The organism is Streptomyces sp. NPDC056527 (genome assembly GCF_042794475.1).
Lineage (GTDB): Bacteria > Actinomycetota > Actinomycetes > Streptomycetales > Streptomycetaceae > Streptomyces.
The window spans coordinates 17,726-36,542 of sequence record NZ_JBHTTQ010000033.1; the positions used below are offsets into that span (position 1 = coordinate 17,726).

Annotated in this window: 19 protein-coding genes; 7 read left to right on the forward strand and 12 right to left on the reverse strand. The window is 70.9% G+C overall.

Annotated features, from left to right (window positions below):
* Positions 1–67: 67 nt before the first annotated feature.
* The 6 genes from ACFQ7Q_RS18105 to ACFQ7Q_RS18130 all read right to left on the reverse strand — a co-directional run bounded on the left by ACFQ7Q_RS18105 (position 68) and on the right by ACFQ7Q_RS18130 (position 3,832).
* Positions 68–904, reverse strand: coding sequence for a metallophosphoesterase (locus ACFQ7Q_RS18105; protein WP_383555917.1), 837 nt, complete (start codon positions 902–904; stop codon positions 68–70).
* The gene (locus ACFQ7Q_RS18110) at positions 901–1,167 is read right to left on the reverse strand and encodes a BON domain-containing protein (RefSeq protein ID WP_383555919.1); all 267 of its coding nucleotides are present in this window, start codon (positions 1,165–1,167) and stop codon (positions 901–903) included. Before ACFQ7Q_RS18110 ends, ACFQ7Q_RS18105 begins: the two co-directional genes overlap by 4 nt.
* A complete protein-coding gene (locus ACFQ7Q_RS18115; RefSeq protein ID WP_383555922.1) occupies positions 1,154–1,840 on the reverse strand; it encodes a nucleotidyltransferase family protein in 687 nt (228 codons plus the stop codon). Before ACFQ7Q_RS18115 ends, ACFQ7Q_RS18110 begins: the two co-directional genes overlap by 14 nt.
* 67 nt (positions 1,841–1,907) lie before the next feature.
* A complete protein-coding gene (locus ACFQ7Q_RS18120) occupies positions 1,908–2,162 on the reverse strand; it encodes a CDGSH iron-sulfur domain-containing protein (RefSeq protein WP_383555924.1) in 255 nt (84 codons plus the stop codon).
* Positions 2,143–2,793: a HemK2/MTQ2 family protein methyltransferase gene (locus ACFQ7Q_RS18125; protein WP_383555926.1), complete on the reverse strand. Its 651-nt coding sequence runs from the start codon at positions 2,791–2,793 to the stop codon at positions 2,143–2,145. Before ACFQ7Q_RS18125 ends, ACFQ7Q_RS18120 begins: the two co-directional genes overlap by 20 nt.
* Before the next feature lie 40 nt (positions 2,794–2,833).
* Entirely contained in the window at positions 2,834–3,832 is a 999-nt protein-coding gene (locus tag ACFQ7Q_RS18130) for an iron-containing redox enzyme family protein (RefSeq protein ID WP_383555929.1), read from the reverse strand.
* Positions 3,833–3,921: 89 nt separating this feature from the next.
* On the opposite strand from ACFQ7Q_RS18130, the gene ACFQ7Q_RS18135 reads away from it, so the two are divergent.
* The 3 genes from ACFQ7Q_RS18135 to ACFQ7Q_RS18145 all read left to right on the forward strand — a co-directional run bounded on the left by ACFQ7Q_RS18135 (position 3,922) and on the right by ACFQ7Q_RS18145 (position 7,062).
* Complete coding sequence (locus ACFQ7Q_RS18135; protein WP_383555932.1) at positions 3,922–5,205, forward strand: peptide ligase PGM1-related protein; 1,284 nt, start codon at positions 3,922–3,924, stop codon at positions 5,203–5,205.
* Between the two features lie 178 nt (positions 5,206–5,383).
* Positions 5,384–5,941: a hypothetical protein gene (locus ACFQ7Q_RS18140; RefSeq protein WP_383555935.1), complete on the forward strand. Its 558-nt coding sequence runs from the start codon at positions 5,384–5,386 to the stop codon at positions 5,939–5,941.
* Between the two features lie 299 nt (positions 5,942–6,240).
* Positions 6,241–7,062 carry a ribonuclease BN gene (locus ACFQ7Q_RS18145; protein ID WP_383555937.1) on the forward strand — a complete coding sequence of 274 codons (822 nt, stop codon included), beginning with the start codon at positions 6,241–6,243 and terminating at the stop codon, positions 7,060–7,062.
* A 529-nt stretch (positions 7,063–7,591) separates the two neighbouring features.
* On the opposite strand, the gene ACFQ7Q_RS18150 is transcribed toward ACFQ7Q_RS18145, so the two are convergent.
* The 3 genes from ACFQ7Q_RS18150 to ACFQ7Q_RS18160 form a co-directional block, all read right to left on the reverse strand.
* Entirely contained in the window at positions 7,592–8,029 is a 438-nt protein-coding gene (locus ACFQ7Q_RS18150; RefSeq protein WP_383555940.1) for an MscL family protein, read from the reverse strand.
* Positions 8,030–8,163: 134 nt separating this feature from the next.
* Positions 8,164–8,832: a response regulator transcription factor gene (locus ACFQ7Q_RS18155; RefSeq protein WP_383555943.1), complete on the reverse strand. Its 669-nt coding sequence runs from the start codon at positions 8,830–8,832 to the stop codon at positions 8,164–8,166.
* Positions 8,829–10,004 (reverse strand): ATP-binding protein, encoded by a 1,176-nt coding sequence (locus ACFQ7Q_RS18160; protein ID WP_383555946.1) that lies wholly within the window; start codon positions 10,002–10,004, stop codon positions 8,829–8,831. Before ACFQ7Q_RS18160 ends, ACFQ7Q_RS18155 begins: the two co-directional genes overlap by 4 nt.
* Before the next feature lie 226 nt (positions 10,005–10,230).
* Here ACFQ7Q_RS18160 and ACFQ7Q_RS18165 point away from each other — a divergent pair, with 226 nt between their 5' ends.
* Genes ACFQ7Q_RS18165 through ACFQ7Q_RS18175 form a run of 3 tightly spaced genes read left to right on the forward strand, consistent with a single transcriptional unit; the run spans position 10,231 to position 13,597 of the window.
* Positions 10,231–11,202: an ABC transporter ATP-binding protein gene (locus ACFQ7Q_RS18165; RefSeq protein ID WP_383555949.1), complete on the forward strand. Its 972-nt coding sequence runs from the start codon at positions 10,231–10,233 to the stop codon at positions 11,200–11,202.
* Positions 11,199–12,767, forward strand: a complete 1,569-nt coding sequence (locus ACFQ7Q_RS18170; protein WP_383555951.1) for a hypothetical protein — start codon at positions 11,199–11,201, stop codon at positions 12,765–12,767. Before ACFQ7Q_RS18165 ends, ACFQ7Q_RS18170 begins: the two co-directional genes overlap by 4 nt.
* Complete coding sequence (locus tag ACFQ7Q_RS18175) at positions 12,764–13,597, forward strand: ABC transporter permease subunit (protein WP_383555953.1); 834 nt, start codon at positions 12,764–12,766, stop codon at positions 13,595–13,597. The genes ACFQ7Q_RS18170 and ACFQ7Q_RS18175 overlap by 4 nt, the downstream gene beginning before the upstream one ends.
* Before the next feature lie 41 nt (positions 13,598–13,638).
* Here ACFQ7Q_RS18175 and ACFQ7Q_RS18180 read toward each other — a convergent pair whose 3' ends face one another.
* The 3 genes from ACFQ7Q_RS18180 to ACFQ7Q_RS18190 are packed head-to-tail and all read right to left on the reverse strand — an operon-like array spanning position 13,639 to position 17,222.
* Positions 13,639–15,951: an ABC transporter permease gene (locus ACFQ7Q_RS18180; RefSeq protein ID WP_383555955.1), complete on the reverse strand. Its 2,313-nt coding sequence runs from the start codon at positions 15,949–15,951 to the stop codon at positions 13,639–13,641.
* Positions 15,952–15,954: 3 nt separating this feature from the next.
* Complete coding sequence (locus ACFQ7Q_RS18185) at positions 15,955–16,710, reverse strand: ABC transporter ATP-binding protein (protein WP_383555958.1); 756 nt, start codon at positions 16,708–16,710, stop codon at positions 15,955–15,957.
* Positions 16,707–17,222: a PadR family transcriptional regulator gene (locus tag ACFQ7Q_RS18190; protein WP_362364795.1), complete on the reverse strand. Its 516-nt coding sequence runs from the start codon at positions 17,220–17,222 to the stop codon at positions 16,707–16,709. Before ACFQ7Q_RS18190 ends, ACFQ7Q_RS18185 begins: the two co-directional genes overlap by 4 nt.
* 123 nt (positions 17,223–17,345) lie before the next feature.
* On the opposite strand from ACFQ7Q_RS18190, the gene ACFQ7Q_RS18195 reads away from it, so the two are divergent.
* On the forward strand, positions 17,346–18,620 hold the full coding sequence (locus ACFQ7Q_RS18195) for an ABC transporter substrate-binding protein (protein ID WP_383555962.1): 1,275 nt from the start codon (positions 17,346–17,348) through the stop codon (positions 18,618–18,620).
* Positions 18,621–18,817 lie beyond the last annotated feature (197 nt).

The following is an 18,817-nucleotide window of genomic DNA, read 5'->3' on the forward strand; positions in this document are numbered from 1 at the left end:
GCGTCGTGTGTCCGCTGATGCGCTGTGGGCTCTCCGAGACACTGTTGCAGTGTCCGCTGACGTTCGGTCAGCCGTGGCGCATGTCGTCAGGATCCACCGGGGGCCGCCCCAGAGGCTCTCCCCCCGGTCGAGCGTCGAGCGGCAGGTCGTACAGCGCGAAGGCCCGGTCGATGACCGGCTGGGCCACGTTGCGGACACGGACGCCGCCCGCCGTCGTGCCGTGCTCGGCGCCGAGGTGCGCGTGGCCGTGGACCGCGAGGTCCGCTCCCGCCACGTCGATGGCCTCCGCAAGCAGATAGCTGCCGAGGAACGGATAGATCTCCAGTGGCTCGCCCGCGAGGGTGTCCGGCACCGGGGAGAAGTGCGTCAGTGCGATCCGCACCCGGCACCCGTCCGTCGCCAGTCCCGCGAGCGCATGCCGGAGCCCGTCCGCAGCCAGCCGGGTCGTGCGGACGAATGCCTTCATCTCCGGCTCGCCGAACTCACCAGCGCTGCGGCCCGCGAACCCTCCGCAGAAGCCCTTCACACCGGCGATGCCCACCGTGTGCTCCCCCACTGTCATTCGCGCGGCGCGCCCTTCGAGGACGGCCACCCCGGCCGCCTCGAGCGTGCGCGTGACGTCTGCCTCCTGGCCCGCGTCGTAGTCGTGGTTGCCGAGCACCGCCATCACGGGCACCCCGAGATCGCGCACCTCCTCGGCCACCACTTGTGCCTCCACGACCGTTCCGTGCCGAGTCAGGTCCCCCGCCAGCAGCAATACGTCGGCGCACTCCGGCAGTGTCTCGAAGGCCGGGCGAAGCAGGCCGCTGCAGTCGGGGCCGAGGTGGATGTCGCCGACGGCCGCCACCCGCACGACGTCACGCAGTCCCTGATCTGCGGCCCTTGCGGCACCGGGGCCGGTCACGGCATCTCCTCGTGCCGGGCGGGAGGTTCGGCGCCCGCGAGAACGAGATCGGAGCGGACGTGCAGGCCCGCGAGCTCGGCACGCGCCAGGCGCAGGATCTCGTCGCGCCGATCGGCGGTCTGCACCGTGCCGGTGAGCAGCACGGTTCCGCCTCGTGCTTCGACACGCACGCCGAGCTCCCCGACATCCTCCTTCGCAAGCCGCTCCCTCAGATGCGCGATCCGGTACTCGACCGGGTAGGCGCCGTGGTCACCGATTGTCATCGCCATCCCTCCGCTCGTGGAGAGCGGCCACCGGAATGACGTCGAGCAGTTCCAGCAGGTACAGGAAGGCCGCTGCCATCGGTGCGTCGCCGGTCTCGCGGCGTACCCGGTCCCAGTCGACCTTCTCCCGCAGACCGCGCGCCAGCGGCAGCAGCGCGCCGAAGTCGCAGTGATGCTCGGAGAGCGCGGCAAGTCGCCCGGCCATCAAGTCGGTCGGGGCCAGGACGGGCATGTGGACGGAGTCCACGGGCAAGGGCGCTGCTCGGTCGAGGAGTTCGCTGGTGACGGGGTTGCCGGCCAGCGCGAAGATCAGATCGATGTCCTCCCCGCCCGCTCGTGCCTTGATCAGCCAGTCCTCGGGCGGTGCCACGATCTGTACACCCTGCTTCTCCAGCAGCTGGACGACCGTGTCGGCGTCCTCGCGTCGCAGGGCGAAGTCGGTGTCGTGTTGGAGCGGGACGGGGATGCCATGCGCGTAGGCGGCGACGCTTCCGACGAGCGCGAACGGGCATCCCGAGGTCTTGAGCAGGGAGCCGATCGCCTTGGTGGTCTCCAGGATGGCCTGCGTGTGGTCGGAAGGCAGCGTTTCATCGGCCTCGGAACCCGCCGTGACCGCGTCGGGCCGGGCGGTCGGACGAGCAGCGGGCCGTTCCCAGGCGTCCGTGAGATTCATCGTGAGTTCCTCTCACCGCGGAACAGGCGACTACCCACGTGCCGGGCATACATCCGCACCCACGTACTCAGGAGTCGGGATTCGGCGTCTCTTCGCCTGCCTCCCCGGACCTCGACGGGCCTGGCCGTGTCCGCCTGCGGTGACTGGTGTCGCACCAGGGAAAGCGACGGCTGCGGCGACATGTGCAGAGCGCAACACAGAACCGGTCCGACCTGACCAAGGTTCCGTCCTCCAGAGCGACTTCGACGGGACCCTCGACAAGCATCGGCCCGTTCGCCTGGACGGTGATGCGACGCACGTTCTCAGCGGGTTCGTTCGGCACGGATGACCACCAGCTCCTCCGAGTCGTCAGATGGCCGCACAAGGCCCTGCCGGCACATCCACGATCGCCTGGCCCTGAGGACGGGACCGAATCGCACCGCCGCCCGCCCCAGGGTCTCCGCCCTCAATCCGGCGGCCCGCAAACCCGCGAGAGTAGGTGCCTCTCCGCTCAGCGCGGAGTGCACGAGAAGAAGCACTCCCCCGGCCCTCAGAAGGCGAGGCACGTCCTGGCAGATGCGATCGAGGATCAGCCGACCGTCCTGCCCGGCCTCCCATGCCCGCGCCGGGCCTCGACGAGGGGCGTCGAGCGGGCCGGGGACATAGGGCGGGTTGCTGACGATCAGGTCGAAGGTGCGTCCTGCGACCGGCGTCGTCAGATCACCACGCAGAACGCGGATCCGCCTTCGTGCCAGCCGTGCGTTGAGACGGGCGGTCCACACTGCCGTACGGGAGATGTCGACGGCCGTCACGTCGGCTCCCCGCAACGCAGCGGCCACGGCGAGGGCTCCCGTTCCTGTTCCGACGTCGAGCACCTGCGCGTCCGATGGCAGTGTCTCGCGTTTCAGCGCGCCCGCCAGCAGAGCCGTGTCGTCTTGGGGGGCGTATACACCCGGCAGAGCTATGAGTCTCATGGCCTCACGACGATCTCTTATTGGCGACACGCTGCATTTCTCACGCGCCGATGACGTTGAGTGACGACCTCCCGTCGCGCCAGGCACCCAGGACATGACCTGCGAGGCAGTCCTCGAGGAAGATCGTGGTGTCCACGCCGAAGGCGATGTCGGCCTCCAGATGGGGCTCGTCCTCGAGGAGCCCTGCGATGACCTCGCGCCGGACGACCTGCTCGTGAACGGCGTCGGCCTCGACGTGCTCGGTGTAGAAGAACTCCGCCGCTCGGCCTGCTCCTGTGCGGCGCATCGCTGCGGCCAGGCGAGCGGATCCGGGCGAGGATGTGATCTCCACGGTCGCGAAGTGACCGATGAGGCAGCCCCTCAGCGCACGGTGCAGCCCGAACAGGGACATCAGATTGACGACGGCCAGCATCTGCGCCGGCGCGGCATCGACATGACGACCGTAGGTGGCGTCCAGGCCGAGATCGACCATGAGGTCGGCGAAGAGCCCGGCGTGGATGCGTTCGGCGTGGCCCCCGCCGAACTCGTCGAACTCCACGGCCGCCATTCCGGCCTTGGCACGCCCCCGCAGCCTGGGAAGCACCCAGGCATGAGGATCCGCCTCCTTCAGGTGGTACAGCGAGCGCTGGATCGCGTACTCCTTCACCTGCCACAGCTCGCCCTGGTCCCGCAGGAAGTGTGAGACTCCGCCGCCTTGTACGGGCTCCACCAACAGTTCCGCGAGCGCGTCGGTCACGGTTGCATGGCGGGAGGCGTCGTGACGGAGAGCGGCGAGGAACCGGTCCTCCAGCCCGCGCCGCAGTTCCAGGAGCTCGGGGTCCCATTCGGAGCGGGGATCGACCCCACCGAATCCGCGGTAATGCAGCTCGTAGCAGACGTACAGGGCCAACTGAAGATCGTCCTCGTACGGATCCGCGTCCGCCACAGCCGACACCGGCAAGGGCTCGCCCGTGGTGAGATGAGCGATGACCGCCGCCGAGATCGCCCCTCGCCCGCGCGGCAATGGCGGTCCCTGAAGGTCGAGCACTGTGTCACGCATGTGCTGCGTGTACCCAGCCGCCATCTTCGTACCGGCGCCAATTACGGTCCGCACGTGCACCTCCGCTCACAGCGGTCGAGCATGGGGGCATGGAAGAGCCCCGGGCACCGCTGATCGTGTGCGCGAACTTCTTCTCGGACGTCGCCGTGAGCATCCGGGCCCATCACGCGCTGGCCCACTGGGCTCGGCAGGCCCCCCGCGAGATCTGGCTGATGCGGCCGGGGGACGTACTGCTGACGCCCGTACCGCTCGGACGCGACTTCACGCGCTACGCCTGCGGCCTGCTGGGTGTCCCGCACCGCGGCATCACGGTGCTCACCATCCCGTTCTCCGCCGGAGTCCCCATGGCGGAGGCTCTGGACCGGGAGGGCCTGACAGACGAGGTCCGAGCGCTCATCGCCCATCGGCCCGGAGCGCGACTGCTCCCTCTCGCGCTTGACTCCCCCACCGTCGACTTCGCCGACCGTCTGGGCGTGCCGGTCGAGCCCTACGGGACGAGCGGCGTGCCACCGTCAGCGCCGGCGGCGGTGTACCGCCTCAACACGAAGAGCGGGTTCCGAGAGCTGGCCGGAGAATGGGGTGTGCGGACGCCGCCTGGGCGGAGCTGTGACGACGGAGCCCTCGTCGAGACCGTCTCCACCATGCTCGAACGGTACGGACGGATCGTGGTGAAGCCGGATCGCTCGGCAGGCGGACACGGGTTGAGGTTCGTCTCCGGCACCGATGCCGACTGGGCGCGTGCCGTGCCTCCGCCCGGGTCGGCAGGAGGTGGCGGCTGGGTGGTCGAGGAATGGCTGGCTGAGGCCCGGTCCGTCAGTGTTCAGATGGAGGCGCTCCCGAGCGGTCCCCGTCTCTTGTTCAGCGGCGAGATGCGTACGGTGGCCGGCTCGTACGCCGGCTATGTCTCCCCCTTGGATCACGCCACGGACATGGCCACGAGGGAGCTGGGGCACTGGGGAGCGATGCTCGGTCGGCACCTCTCCGCCCACGGGTATCGCGGGCCGTACGGAATCGACGCACTCTTGGCATCGGACGGCACTCTGTACGCCACGGAGAGCAACGTTCGGCGCACCGCCACCACAACTCCCCATGCCATGGTTCATCGCCTGTGCTCCGACGCGGGATTCGATTCCCCCGCCTGGCTGCTCGCCGAAAGCCGATCCCGCCTCGCCCACACCTTCGCAGACGCTCTGCGCCTGCTCCGGGCAGGGGACCTGGCCTGGTCCCCCGACAGCGGCGAAGGAGTAGTGCTCTACGCGGACGCCCCCGACGACGGACGCTCCTGGCTGTACGCGGTGATCGCCGCCGACGCCGACGGCACGGCGAGGTTGCATTCGGCTCTCGCGGACGTCATGGAGTTCGAAAGGGCGTGACACCACTCGCCCGGCAACCGGCGTCCGGCAACCGGCGGTTTCGGCGAAGAGGACGGTTTGCCCGGCGGCAGCGGGTCATCTCTCCGGCAGCCTTCTCCACGGGACCGTTTCGGACACGTCGCGAGGGGGCAGCCGCGCCGCGTGGGGCCATCCGGAATCCATCAAGGGGGCCGCCCCGATGTCAACCGGGACAGTACTGGCCATCATCATCCCCGCCCTGGTGGTGGTCGCCCTCATAACGGTGGCCACGGTTCGCGTCATGCGGCGGCGCCGTCTACAGGAGCGATTCGGCCCGGAGTACGCACGGACCGTCGAGGACACCGGCAGTCGCAGGGTGGCCGTGCACGACCTCGCCGAGCGCGAGAAGCGTCATGACTCACTCGAGCTGCAGCCCCTCCCCAGCACGGAACGAGAGAGGTACGCACGCGAGTGGGACGGCGTGCAGGAGCAGTTCGTCGGTCGTCCGGACACAGCCGTCCACGACGCGGACCGACTCGTCACCTCGCTCATGCAGGCTCGCGGGTACCCGACGGAGAACTTCGACCAGCAGGTACGGGACCTCTCCGTCGAGCACGGCCGCACCCTGCGGCACTACCGGGCGGCTCACGAGGTCGACTCCCTCAGCACACGACACGAGGCGACCACGGAACAACTACGCGGGGCCATGGTGCATTACCGAGCCCTGTTCGACGAACTGCTCACCGACGGACGTCGGGCCGGGCCGGCCGGGACTTGAGCCGCCCTCGGCGCCGGATGGCGGAACAACAGGAGACGTGATGCATCCCAACGACAATCCGGATCGGGTCGGCGCCGGCGGGCTGACGACCGAGGACATTGCCCGGTCACGTGTCAGGCGGCCGAGGACAGTGCTGACGAAATGACTTCGCCCCCGGGTCGGCGGCTGTCCGAATCCCGGCAGGCAGGCGCCGCCCCTCCCCCATGACGGACCAGCAGATCCCCGGAGCGCGCCATGCTCGTCATCCCGAAGGCCGCCGCGTGGACGCTGACGGCGGCGGCCCGAGTTCCGGTAAGACGATGACCACCGGTCCCGCAGGGGGATGGTCCCCGTTCAGCCGGATACGCAGCATGATCCGCCGGCTGCGGGCCGGGCACCGGTGGGGGCGGGTCAGCGATCTGGAGCTGTGGCAGCGTTCGCTGGGATTCGCCGCGCTCGGGTTCCTCACGCTGGTACCGCTGCTCATCGTCGTGTCCGCGGCGGATACGGCGGGTGGGAAGGGGTTCGCGCAGTGGCTGGGGGACGGACTCGGCGTATCGGCGGCCGCCAGGGAGGAGATCGAGCAGTTGTTCGCTCTGCCGGGGCGGGTGTTGCGGACCACGACGGCGTTCAGCCTCGCCCTGCTCACCGTTTTCGGCCTCTCGTTCGGCACAGTGGTGCAGAGCGGCTACGAGAAGGCCTGGGATCTTCCCCCGGGGCGCTTGCGGGCCAGGTGGCGGCATGTGGTGTGGCTGGCAGTCCTCATCGGGGTTCTCTACCTGTTCGCCGTCACATACTGGTGGCGTGACCCGGCTCGTGGTGTCGTCGTCGTAGTGGGCGGCATCCTCTTCTTCTGGTGGTCCCAACGGCTGCTGCTCGGGGGCCGGATCGCGTGGCTCGCCCTGCTCCCCGGGGCGGTGTCCACCATGCTGGGACTGCTCGGACTGCGGATCTTCTCCCGGCTCGTCTTCTCTCCGCTGATCGCGTCGAGCGCCGTCACCTACGGCCCGTTCGGGGCGTTCCTCGTCATCGAGTCCTGGCTCGTCGCCGTGGGCGTCGTCGTCTTCGGCGGTGCGCTGGTCGGCCGGATGTTCGACGATGAACTGCCCCGCATGAAGCGGGCGCTGAAACGGCGACGGTGATTCGGGCGCACAGCGCGCAGGCGCGGCTCTGCCGGGCCGCGCCGACGGGCCCGTATGAAGCGCACCAGGTGCGTGATGCCGTAGCCGAGCAGCCAGGGCAACACCGTGATGCCACCGATGTACACGACCAGGTAGCCGAGGAAGTCGTCCAGGTTCGCCGGCGGATCCAGACCGCCGTCCACCCGCCGCGGCCGGTCCCACTTGCCGAGTGGGAAGGTCGTGAGGATCGCCGAGGTCACCACCGGTATCAGCGGGACCAGCACCGACCAGAGCCGAGGCCGCCGACCTGGCGCCGAGGCGCACCACACCCCCAGCGAAACCATGGCGAACGGCCCGAACAGCACCCACAACAAGGTCGGAAGCATGAGCAGCGCCCACCACTGGTCCGAGTACCCGAACATCATCGGCGTCGCCCCCCTGCTTCGCCCGCCCCCTCGGGGCGCTGTCTCCCCCGTCGCGTACACGGGTCAATCTAACGTCGACGGTCCCCCGCGGCATCCGCGTTTCGCGCCCGTGCACGGCCGCCCGGTCAGACGAGCGCGCCCATGGACGGCTGCTGGCTCGTGCAGTAGCGGCACTTGGTCGCGGCCTCGGGGATGTCCTCGGCCAGACAGGCCGGACAGGTCTTCACCGGCCCCGGCTCGCCGAAGACGGTCACGCCGCGGCGCGCCTGGTAGTGCTTGTACGGCACGACGATCAGGAAGTACACGACGGCCACGAAGATGAGGAAGTAGATCAGCGCCGAGATGAACTCCCCGATGTCGATGTACGTCGCGGCGTTGCCCTCCTCTCCGAGCTGCCAGCCGAGGCCGGCGGAGTCACCGCCCTGGAACCGGGCGACGATCGGGTTGATGACGTAATCGGTGAACGCCTTGATCAGGGTGGAGAACGCCAGCGCGATGACCAGACCGACGGCGATCACGATGATGTCGCCGCGCATGAGGAAGTTCTTGAAGCCCTTGAGCACGTTTCTCTTCTCCCTTTCCGGAGACAGACGTGCTCAGCACGCTAGGTCCGGCTCGGCTCCGGGTCGGTGAGCCACGGCGGGAAGCACCCGGACGGCCGCCTGCGGGCTGGGCCGTGAGTGAGCCTGCCGTCCAGTCAGTCGGCCGGGTCGACGATCCGGTAGCCGACGCCGGGTGTGGTGGCGATGACCACGGGGTCGCCGAGTTTGCGGCGCAGGCGGCTGATGGTCACGGTGACGGTGTTGGTGAACGGGTCGGCGTGCTCGTCCCAGACCCGTTCGAGGAGGTCCTCCGCGCTGAGGAAGGCGGGGCTCGCGTCCATGAGGGCTTCGAGTACCGCGAACTCCTTGACGGAGAGGTTGAGCCGGCGGCCGTCGCGGCCGGCTGTGCGGTGCAGCGGGTCGAGTTCGATGCCCGCCACGCGCAGAGTGCGGGACCGGGCGGAGGGCCGGCGGCGGGCCAGAGAACGGATGCGCAGGACGAGTTCGGGGAAATGGAAGGGCTTGGCGAGGTAGTCGTCGGCACCCAGGGTCAAGCCGCTGACGCGGTCGCCGGGCGAGGCGGCCGCGGTCAGCATCAGGACCATCACACGGCCGTCCCGCTCGCTGATCATCCGGCAGAGGGTGTCGCCGTGGATGCCCGGCAGGTCGCGGTCGAGCACGACGACGTCGTAGGCGTTGACGTCCAGTTTGGCCGCGGCGTCGATCCCGTCGTGGGCCAGGTCCACGGCCATCCCCTGGTCGCGCAGCCCCTCGGCGATCACCTCGGCGAGGGAGCGGGCATCCTCGACCACCAGGACTCTCACCGTGCCACCTCCATGCCTGTGCCGTGCGGCGAGCCGGGGGCTTCTGCCGCCTCGTCGTCGGTGCGGGGGATGGTCACGGTGACGCGCAGGCCGCCGTCGGCGCGGGCGTGGAGGCTCAAGGCACCACGGTGAGCCTCGGTGATGGCGGCGACGATGGAGAGACCGAGACCACTGCCCCGACCGGTGCCTGTACGGTCGGCTCCGAGGCGGCGGAAGGGCCGCGCGAGGTCCGCCACCCGCCGCTGATCCAGGACCGGGCCGCTGGACTCGACGACGAGGGACACCGCGCTGCCGTCGTCCCCCTCGTCCCGTACCTCGACGCCGATCCAGCCTCCTGGTTCGTTGTGCGCAATCGCGTTGTCGATCACGTTGTCGGCCAGGCGACGCAGGAGTGTCCGGCTGCCCCACACCCCGGCGGAGCCGCCGATCCCCTCATCGCTCACCGTCAGGCCCTTGGCCGCGATGTCCTCGGCGCGCGCGGTCAGTGCGGCCCGTACGACCTCGCCCAGGCGGAGCCGTCCCGTGTCGGTGAACTCACCGTGCTGGGTGCGCGCCAGAACGAGGAAGCTCTCCAACAACCGGTCCACCTGGTCGAGTTCGGTACGCATACGGGAGGCCAGGGTGGCCGTGCTGTCGGGTACGGGGCCCGGTTTGGCGAGTGCCACGTCCAGGGATGCCCGCATCGTGGTGAGCGGGGTGCGCAGTTCGTGGGAGGCGTTGGCGACGAAGAGACGCTGAGCGTCGAAGGAGCCCTCCAGACGGCCGAGAAGGCCGTCGATGGTGTCCGCGAGGTCCTTCACCTCGTCGCGGGGGCCGTCGATCGCCAGGCGCTCGTGCAGGCTCTCGGCGGTGATCCGGCGGGTTGCCGCCGTCACCATGCGCAGCGGGCGCAGCACCCGGCCGGCGACGAACCAGCCGAGACCGACCGAGACCACAGTCATGACACCGAGCGCGATGGCGGAACCGATCAGGATCTCCTTGGACTGGGTGTCGTGCGCCCGGGCCAGTTCCTGCTCCAGCTGCTCTACGCGGCCCTGGGCCTGTACCGCCGTCGTGGGCCGACCCGTGTCGCCTCCGGGCGCGACCTGGGTGGAGCGCGATCCGCCGGACGCCACCACGGCGGCGATGGTGAGCAGCACCGTCCCGGAGAGCAGGAACAGAGCGACGTACAAGGCGGCGAAGCGTACGCGGGCGGTGCCACGGCGCGGGCCGAGTCGGGCCGTCGGGCCCGTGAACCATCGGGGTGGTCCCCACCTCATCCGCATGCTCCCTTCTCGGGGGACGGAACCAGGGACGTCCCGGCCAAGACCCTGTGACCAGGCTAAGCGGCGGCGCCTAACAGCGAGATGACAGCGCGCGTTCGACCCCTGTAACCGATGACGTCACAGGGTGGGGGCCATGAGAGACGAGAGCGCCGCCGTCGGCGGCAGCCACGACACGGAGGCGACCATCGAGGTCGCCGGACTGCGTAAACGGTTCGGGTCCCGACAGGCCCTGGACGGGATGACGTTCACCGTGCGTCCGGGCCGGGTCACCGGCTTCGTCGGCCCGAACGGCGCGGGAAAGTCGACCACGATGCGCGTCGTCCTGGGCCTGGACGCGGCCGACGAAGGCACGGCCCTGGTCGGCGGGGTGCCGTACCGGAGCCTGCGGCGCCCGCTGCGGCACGTGGGGGCACTGCTCGATGCCTCGGCGTTGCAGCCCGGCCGCACCGCCCGTGACCACTTGCTGTGGCTGGCCCACTCGCAGGGTGTGCCGGCCCGGCGGGTGGACGAGGTCGTCGAGCAGGCCGGCTTGAGCTCGGCGGCCCGACGCAAGGCGGGCGGCTTCTCCTTGGGCATGCGGCAGCGCCTGGGGATCGCGGCGGCGCTGCTCGGAGACCCGCCGGTGGTCATGCTGGACGAGCCGTTCAACGGCCTGGACCCCGACGGGATCGTGTGGATGCGGGGCTTCCTGGCGACGCTCGCCCGTCAGGGCCGCGCCGTCCTGGTCTCCAGTCACCTGATGAGCGAACTCGAAGACACCGCGGACCATCTCGTGGTGATCGGACGCGGCCGGGTCGTGGCGGACACCAGCGTGTCCGAGCTGCTCGCCGAGGCGTCCGGCGGCCGGGTCGTCCTGCGTACCTCCGCGTCCCCGCGCGCCGCCCAGGTCTTGCGGGGCGCGGGCGCCACCGTACTCGCCGCCGGCCCCGACACCCTCGGTGTCACGGGCCTGCCCGACGAGGAGATCGTGGCCCTGCTGGCCCGGAACGGAGTGCCCTTCTCGCAGGTGTCCGCGCATCGGGCGACGCTGGAGCAGGCGTATATGGAGCTGACCCGGGACGCGGTGGAGTACCGGGGCATGGCCGCGGGAGAGGCCACGCGATGACGACCACCCTCACCCCACGCCCCCCGGCCACGCGACGTGTCGAGCGAGGCGGGTTCCTCGCGGCGCTGCACGCCGAGTGGACGAAGTTCCGTACGGTACGCGGCTGGGTCCTCGCCATGGCGGCAGCGCTCCTGGCGACGATCGTGGTCGGCCTGCTCGGCACGGCCGCGCCCGGGCCCGGAGGCTCCGGCACCAGCACCGGCACCCCCTCGTACCCGAAGGGTCCCGGGGGCGAAGCCGTCAACGACAACTTCTACCTGGTCCACAGGACGCTGACCGGCGACGGCAGCCTGACCGTCGAGCTGCGATCCCTGACCGGAGCCGCCGACACCGGGATCGGCCGCGAGCCGGCCTCCGGCGCCCAGCCCTGGGCGAAGGCCGGGATCATCATGAAGGAGAGCCTCACCCGGGGGTCCCGGTATGCGGCGGTCATGGCCACCGGCGGCCACGGCGCGCGCATGCAGTACGAGTTCACCCATGACACGGCGGGCCCTCCCGGCAAGGTCTCCGCGGACTCCCCGCGGCGGCTGCGCCTGGTCCGCTCCGGCGACAGCCTCACCGGCTACGTCTCCACCGACGGCTCCCACTGGAGCAGAGTCGACAGCGTGAAGGTCCCCGGGCTTCCGCGCACCGTGCAAGCCGGGTTCTTCGCGGCGTCACCACAGGCGATGCGGGAGACCGGCGCGGGCGCGGGCTTCAGCCCCGCCGCGGCGACCGGCACCTTCGGTACCCCTTTCCTGACGGGCAGTTGGTCCCCTGGCGCGTGGAGGGGCACACAGGTCGGCGGCGACGCGGGCACCTCCGGCAGCTACTCGAACACCATCAAGGGCGGCTTCACCCGGACCGGCGGCGGGTTCACCGTGACCGGGGCCGGCGACATCGCGCCGGTCGTCGGCGGGCCCGTCATGGGCGGCGGCTTCTCCGTGGAGAACTTCCTCGTCGGCACGTTCGCCGGACTCCTCGTGGTGATCGCCGTGAGCACGGTGTTCATCACCGGCGAGTACCGGCACGGCCTGCTCCGTACGACCATGACGGCAGTCCCGCCACGGGGCCGGGTGCTCGGTGCCAAGGCGCTGGTGGCCGGCGGCGTCGCGTTCACCATCGGCCTGGTCGCCGCCGCGATCACCATCCCCGTCGGGAAGAGCAGCGCACTCGGCAGAGGCTTCCACGTCTTCCCCGTCCCGGCGGCGACCGAACTGCGCGTCATGGCCGGCACCGGACTCCTCTGCGCCGCCGCGGCCGTACTCGCCCTCGGCGTCGGGACCCTGCTGCGGCGCAGCGCCACGGCGGTGGCCCTGGTCATCGCGTCGATCGTGCTGCCCTTCCTCCTCGCCACCTCGGGCGTGCTGCCCCCGGGCGTCTCGGAGTGGCTGCTCCGCGTGACTCCGGCGGCGGGCTTCGCCGTCCAGCAGACCCTGCCGCACTACGCCCATGTGCTCAGCGTCTACGAGCCGTCGACCGGCTACTACCCGCTCACGCCGTGGACCGGCGTCGCCGTGCTGTGCGGCTATGCCGCGCTCGCGTTCGGCCTGGCCGTGGTGCGCCTGCGCGGGAGGGACGTATGAGTCTCCTCGACGACGGACCACTCGTCGGCAAGGCGGCAGGCGGCCGAGGGGACTTCGGCCACGCCCTGCGCGCGGAGTGGACGAAACTGCGCACCGCGGGGGGAACGGGATGGCTGCTCATGCTCGCCGTGGCGTTGACCGTGGCCGTCGGCTCCGGGACCGCCAAGGCCGTGAAGTGCCCGGACGCGGGGTGCGGCCAGGACGCCGTCAGGCTCGCCCTGACCGGAGTCACGGCCGGACAGGCGGTCATCGCCGTCCTCGCGGTTCTGGCCGTCAGCGGTGAGTACGGCACGGGGATGATCCGTACCACGCTCATGGCGGTGCCGAACAGGATCACCGTCCTCACCGCCAAGGCGACGGTCCTCACCGCGGTCGTCCTGGCCTGCGGAACGATCGCGGTCCTGATCTCCCTCCTCGTCGGCCACCACATCCTGCCCGGCAACGGATTCACCGAGGCGCACGGCTACGCCCCGCTGTCCCTGGCCGACGGCCCGACCCTGCGCGCGGCCGCGGGCTCGGTTCTCTACCTCGCCCTGATCGCGTTGATCGGCCTCGGCGTGGCAACGGCGGTACGGGAGGCGGCGACGGCCATCGGGATCACACTGGGGCTGCTGTACCTCTTCCCGGTCGTCGCCCAAGTGGTCCACGATCCGGAGTGGCAGCGGCACCTTCAGCAGATCGCGCCGATGACCGCCGGACTCGCGGTCCAGGCCACCGTCAACCTGCCGGGGCTGCCCATCGGCCCCTGGGCCGGCCTGGCCGTGCTCGCCACGTGGACCGCGGCCGCGCTGCTGGTCGGCGGCCTGCTCCTGCAGAGGCGCGACGCGTGACGACATCGCGCGCCGAACCGCCGCGACGCGCCTCGCGAACGTCAGTTGACCGCGGTCAGGGTGTCCGCGAGGCGGCGGTGGGCCGCGCGGGACGCGGGGAGGGCCGTCAGGGCGATCGCGCCGAGGACGGCGGCAGCGCACATGGCCGCGAGGTATCCGGCGGGCAGAACCTGCGCGATGCCGGAGCCGATGCCCGTGGTGTGGGCCTCGCGGTCGATCAGCCAGCGAGCGAAGGGAACACCGAGGGCCGTCGCGGCAAGGGTGGCGGCGAGCGCGGTGCAGCCGATGGCCGTCACGGTGACGGCGGTGATCTGGCGCGGGGAGAGGCCGATGGCCTTCAGGGCCAGCAGGTCTCGTTCGCCGTCGCGGATGCTGCCGCCGATCGCCGTGGACAGTTCGGTCAGGCCGATCAGGGCGAGGACGGCGATCAGGCCGACGACGACACCGCGCAGGGCGGAGAGCCGGTCGGCGGGGGTGGTGACCTCGTGGATGTCGAGGTGGCCCCCGGAGGCGTCGGCGAGTTCGGCGCGGACGGAGCGCGGGTCGGCGCCGGGCTCGAGACGGAGCTGGTAGAGGGTGGGGCTCAGCGCGGGGTCGTTCTCGCGCAGGGTGTCGAGCGAGGTGGAGATGACCCTGCCGCCGTTCTCCGGTTCGATGCTGCGGCCGACGAGGTGGAGTACCTGCGGGTGGCCGCCGACCGTGACGCGGACCCAGTCGCCGACGCGTACGTCCAGCAGGTCGAGCAGGCCCTGGCCGGCCACGGCCTCGTCGGGGCCGTGGTCCGGGCGTCCCTCGGCGATCGTGTACGGGTAGGGCTCGTCGCGGGTGCCGAGACCGCGCAGGGCGATGGTGCCGGTCTGACCGGGGACGAGTGCGGCGACCTCCAGGCCGGGGTGGGCTGCCGCGATCTCGCTGTTGGCCGCCAACAGCGCGGCGGCCCGGCGGTCGGTGAGCGTCGCGTCGGGGCGGGCGGTGAGCGCGGCGGCGTGGCCGAGCTGTTCGGGGCGGCTGTCGAAGCGTTCGATGGTGGTCCAGGCGCTGAGCGCCACGGTGATCAGCAGCAGCGGCAGGGCGAGGCGGACGATGGTGGCCGGGGCGCGCCGACCTCGGCCGAAGGCCCGGTGCCAGCCGAGGACCAGGGTGGGTGACATGCGCAGTCCGAGCGCGGCTCGGGCGGCGCGGGACAGTCCTCCCCCGGACGTCGTACGGGCAGACCCCCGGCCCGGTGCCGTGGCGGCGGGGACGACGGGTACGGGCTCCACGCGTCCGGCCCGCCACGCCGCGAGACAGGTGGCCGCTCCTATGAACAGGACCGCCGTGACGGGCACGGCGAGCAGCGCCGCCGTGTGGCCTTCGAGCCCCTGCCAGACGCCGAGGGCGTCGCCGAGCCTGCCGGGCAGGCGGTTGCCGAGCGTCCGGACGGCCGCCGTGGCGAGGGTCGCTCCGAGTGCGGCGAAGGCGAGGTGCTGGACGAGGAAGACGCGTACGACCTGGCCGGGTGTGAAGCCGATGGCCTTGAGGACGGAGATGTCCCGCAGATGGCCGCGCACCCGGGTGCTGATGGCGCCGAACACCGCGAGGGCGGCGGCGATCAGCGCGCCGAGTCCGAAGAGTCCGAGGACCTGACCGAGCAGCTTGGTGTCGCCTTGCGCCTCGGCGCGGGCCTGTTGCCAGGTGGAGACGTCGGTGACGGCGCCGGCGCCGAGCGTGGTGACGGAGCGCTGGACGGCGTAGTCGGTGTCGTCCGGGTCGGTGAGGCGCAGTCCGACGACCTGGCCGCCGCCTTCCTTCGGCACCGCGTGCGGCAGGGCCCAGACGGTGCCGAGCCGCTCACCGGCGCGGTAGCGGGGCTCCGCGCTGTCGGCGACGCCGAGGACGGTCAGGGTACGGCCGCTCGGCAGGGTGAGGCGGTCGCCTGGTTCGGCCCACAGTGCGCGGGCGAGGCCGGATTCCAGGACGACTCCGTCGGGGACGGCGTCGTCGAGCCAGCGGCCCGACGTCAGCACGGGCCGGCCGGTGACCGGGGGCTCCGTGCCGGTGGCGCGCAGTTCCACGCCGGCGCGGGCGCCCCGGGAGACGACGGTGTCCGACGCGGTGCGGGAGGGGCCGGAGAGCTGCTCGACGCCGTCCAGGGCAGCGAGGGAGCCGGTGTCGGCGGCGGGGCCGGTGTGGATCCACACGTGAGCGCCGCTGGACTGGGTGAAGACCCTTTGCCAGGGGTTGGTGGCGTAGCCGAAGAGCGCCGTGGCCAGCAGCAGCGCGGCGACGATCCCGGTGGTGGCGGCGACCATGAACAGCGCCTCGCCCCGGTGGGTGCGCAGATCGGCGTGCGCCCAGCGCAGCATGGCCCGCACGGGTCAGTCCTTCAGTTCCAGTACGCCGGCGAGGCCGGTGCCGCGTGGCGGCGTTCCGCCCAGGTCGACGTCGTCGGCTATCCGGCCGTCGAAGAAGCTGATGACCCGGTCCGCGGCGCTGGCGAGCCGTGCGTCGTGGGTGACGAGCACGATGGTCTGGCCGCCTTGGTGGAAGCGGGCGAGCTGCCGCATCACCTCGCGGGTGCCCTTGCTGTCGAGACTGCCGGCCGGTTCGTCGGCGAGGAGCAGCCGCGGCTGGTTGACCAGGGCGCGGGCGAGGGCGACGCGCTGCTGCTCGCCGCCGGACAGCTCGCCGGGCATGCTGCGGGCCTTGTTCTCGAGGCCCAGCTCGGCGAGGAGCTTCTCGCGTTCGGCACGGGCTCGTTTGGCGGAGGTGCCGGCCAGCAGGGCGGGCAGTTCGACGTTGTCGGCGACGCTGAGGTTGGAGACGAGGTTGAAGAACTGGAAGACGATGCCGATGCGACGGCGCCGCTCCACCGCCCAGCGGGCCTCGGACCAGCTGTCGGTGCTCTCGCCGTCGAGCAGGAGCGATCCGCTGTCGGGACGCTGGAGGCCGCCGAGCAGATGCAGCAGGGTGGACTTGCCGGCGCCGGAGGGACCGGTGACGGCGACGAACTCGCCCCGCCGTACGGTCAGGTCGACGCCGCGCACGGCATGGGCGGGCGCGCCCTCACTGTGGTGGGTCTTGACGATGCGCTCCGCGCGCAGCAGCGGCACGGGTACGGCGGAGTCCGTCATTGCAGCTCCTCCAGCTCCTCCTGGCAGCGCTCCAGCCAGTCGAGGTCGGCCTGGAGGTGCAGCATGGCGCCTTCTATCAGCAGGTGGGCTATGCGGTTGTCCCGGTCTTCGGCGGCGGCCAGCTTGGACAGATTGCGCATGGTGGTGAGGTATTCGCGTCGCTGCTTGTTGATGAGGGCGATCTGGTCGGCGAGACCCGTGCGCGGGGCGAGGGCGAGCTTCATGAAGAACTCGTCCCGTACCCGCGGCTCGTCCGCCGTCTCGTCGAACCAGGCGCGCAGTGCTTCCTGCCCGGCGTCGGTGAGGCGGTAGATCTTCTTGTTGGGCCGGCTCTCCTGGGCGATCTCCTCGCCCTCGATCAGCCCGGACTTCTCCAGCCGGCCGAGCGTGACGTAGATCTGACCGACGTTGGTGGGAGGGTACGCGGCGCCCAGCAGTTGCTCAAGGTCCTGCTTGAGCTCGTAGCCGTGGGCGGGGCCCCTGGCCAGGAGGGCGAGGAGGGGATGACGCACCCGTACTGTCCTCCCTCTGCGTGCTCCCGTTGTGATGAGGGCTCTAGTATCGCCCATGCCTAACGGGTATACATGCCCTGTTGCTGGACGAAGGTGTACGGCGCGGCGCTCTGGGAGGAACCTATGCGGTGGATACGGGCCGCGGGTAGGGGATTCCTGGTTCTCGCGGTCGTACTGACGGGTTACATGGCCTCCGGCGCCCCGTCGGGCAGCGCGGAACGCGACGGCGGGCGCGGCCCCATGACGCTGGCCACGGCCGGTGATCTCACCGGTTATCTCGGCTCGGTCCTGGACGGCTGGAACCGGGCGCATCCGGCCGAGAAGGTCACCCTCGTCGAGCTGCCGGATTCGGCCGACGAGACCCGGGCCCAGATGATCACGGATCTGAGGTCGGGCGAGGGCAGGTTCGATCTGCTCAACATCGATGTCGCGTGGACGTCGGAATTCGCCGCTACGGGGTGGATCGCGCCGCTGGAGCGGGGCCGGTTCCCGCTGGAAAGCTTCCTGCCGCCGGTGGTGGACACCGCGACGTATGACGGGCGGCTGTACGCGGTCCCGTATGTGACGAATGCCGGGATGCTCTTCTACCGCAAGGACGTGCTCGACCGCGAGGGCGAGCGTCCGCCGCGGACGTGGGCGGAGCTGGAGCGCCAGGCCCGCACCATCGCCCCGAAACACGGCCTGGGTGGGTACGCGGGCCAGTTCCTGCCGTACGAGGGGCTGACGGTCAACGCCGCCGAGGCGGTGTACTCGGCGGGCGGAACGGTCCTCGGCGACGAGGGCGAGCGGGTCACGGTCGACTCCGCGGCCGCTCGTGAGGGGCTGGGGTTCCTCGCCGGCGGCGTGCGGGACGGCTGGATACCGAAGGAAGCCCTGACGTACAAGGAGGAGGAGTCCCGGCAGGCGTTCCAGGACGGCCGGCTGCTCTTCCTGCGCAACTGGCCTTACGCGTACGCCGGCGCCTCCGGCGCTCAGTCGAGAGTCGCGGGGAAGTTCGGCGCCGTGCCGCTGCCGGGCCCCGGAGGGCCGGGCGCGAGCGTGCTGGGCGGCTCCAATCTGGCCGTGAGCAGCCAGGCCCGGCACCCCGAGTCGGCGCGCGACCTGATCGCGTACCTCACGAGCGAGCGGGTGCAGCGCCGTGTCCTGAGCGAGGGCGCCCTGCCTCCGGTGCGGCAGGCCCTGTACGAGGATCCGGCGCTCGTGGCCCGCTTCCCGTATCTGCCCGCGCTACGGGCGAGTGTGCTCGCCGCGGCGCCGCGCCCCAAGAGCCCGCACTACGAGCAGGTGAGCCTCGCCGTGCAGGCCGTGGCGCATGACGCGATGGCGCAGCACCAGACGCCCGAGGCGGCGGTGCGCCGGCTCGCGGACGAGCTCGCGGCCATCGCGCGTCGTCGCTGACTCCTCTCGTCACCCTTTCACCTTCGGTGCGCCTACTTACCTGTTAGGTATCAGCATGTGGACTGTCGCGTTCTGATTACCGGGACAAACTAGGGCATTCCACCCCAACTGGCGCCCTTCTTCGGCAGCTTCGTTGACACCTTCTCGTCACGCCTACTTAACATGTATGCATAACCGCTACCCGCTCTGGGTGGCGC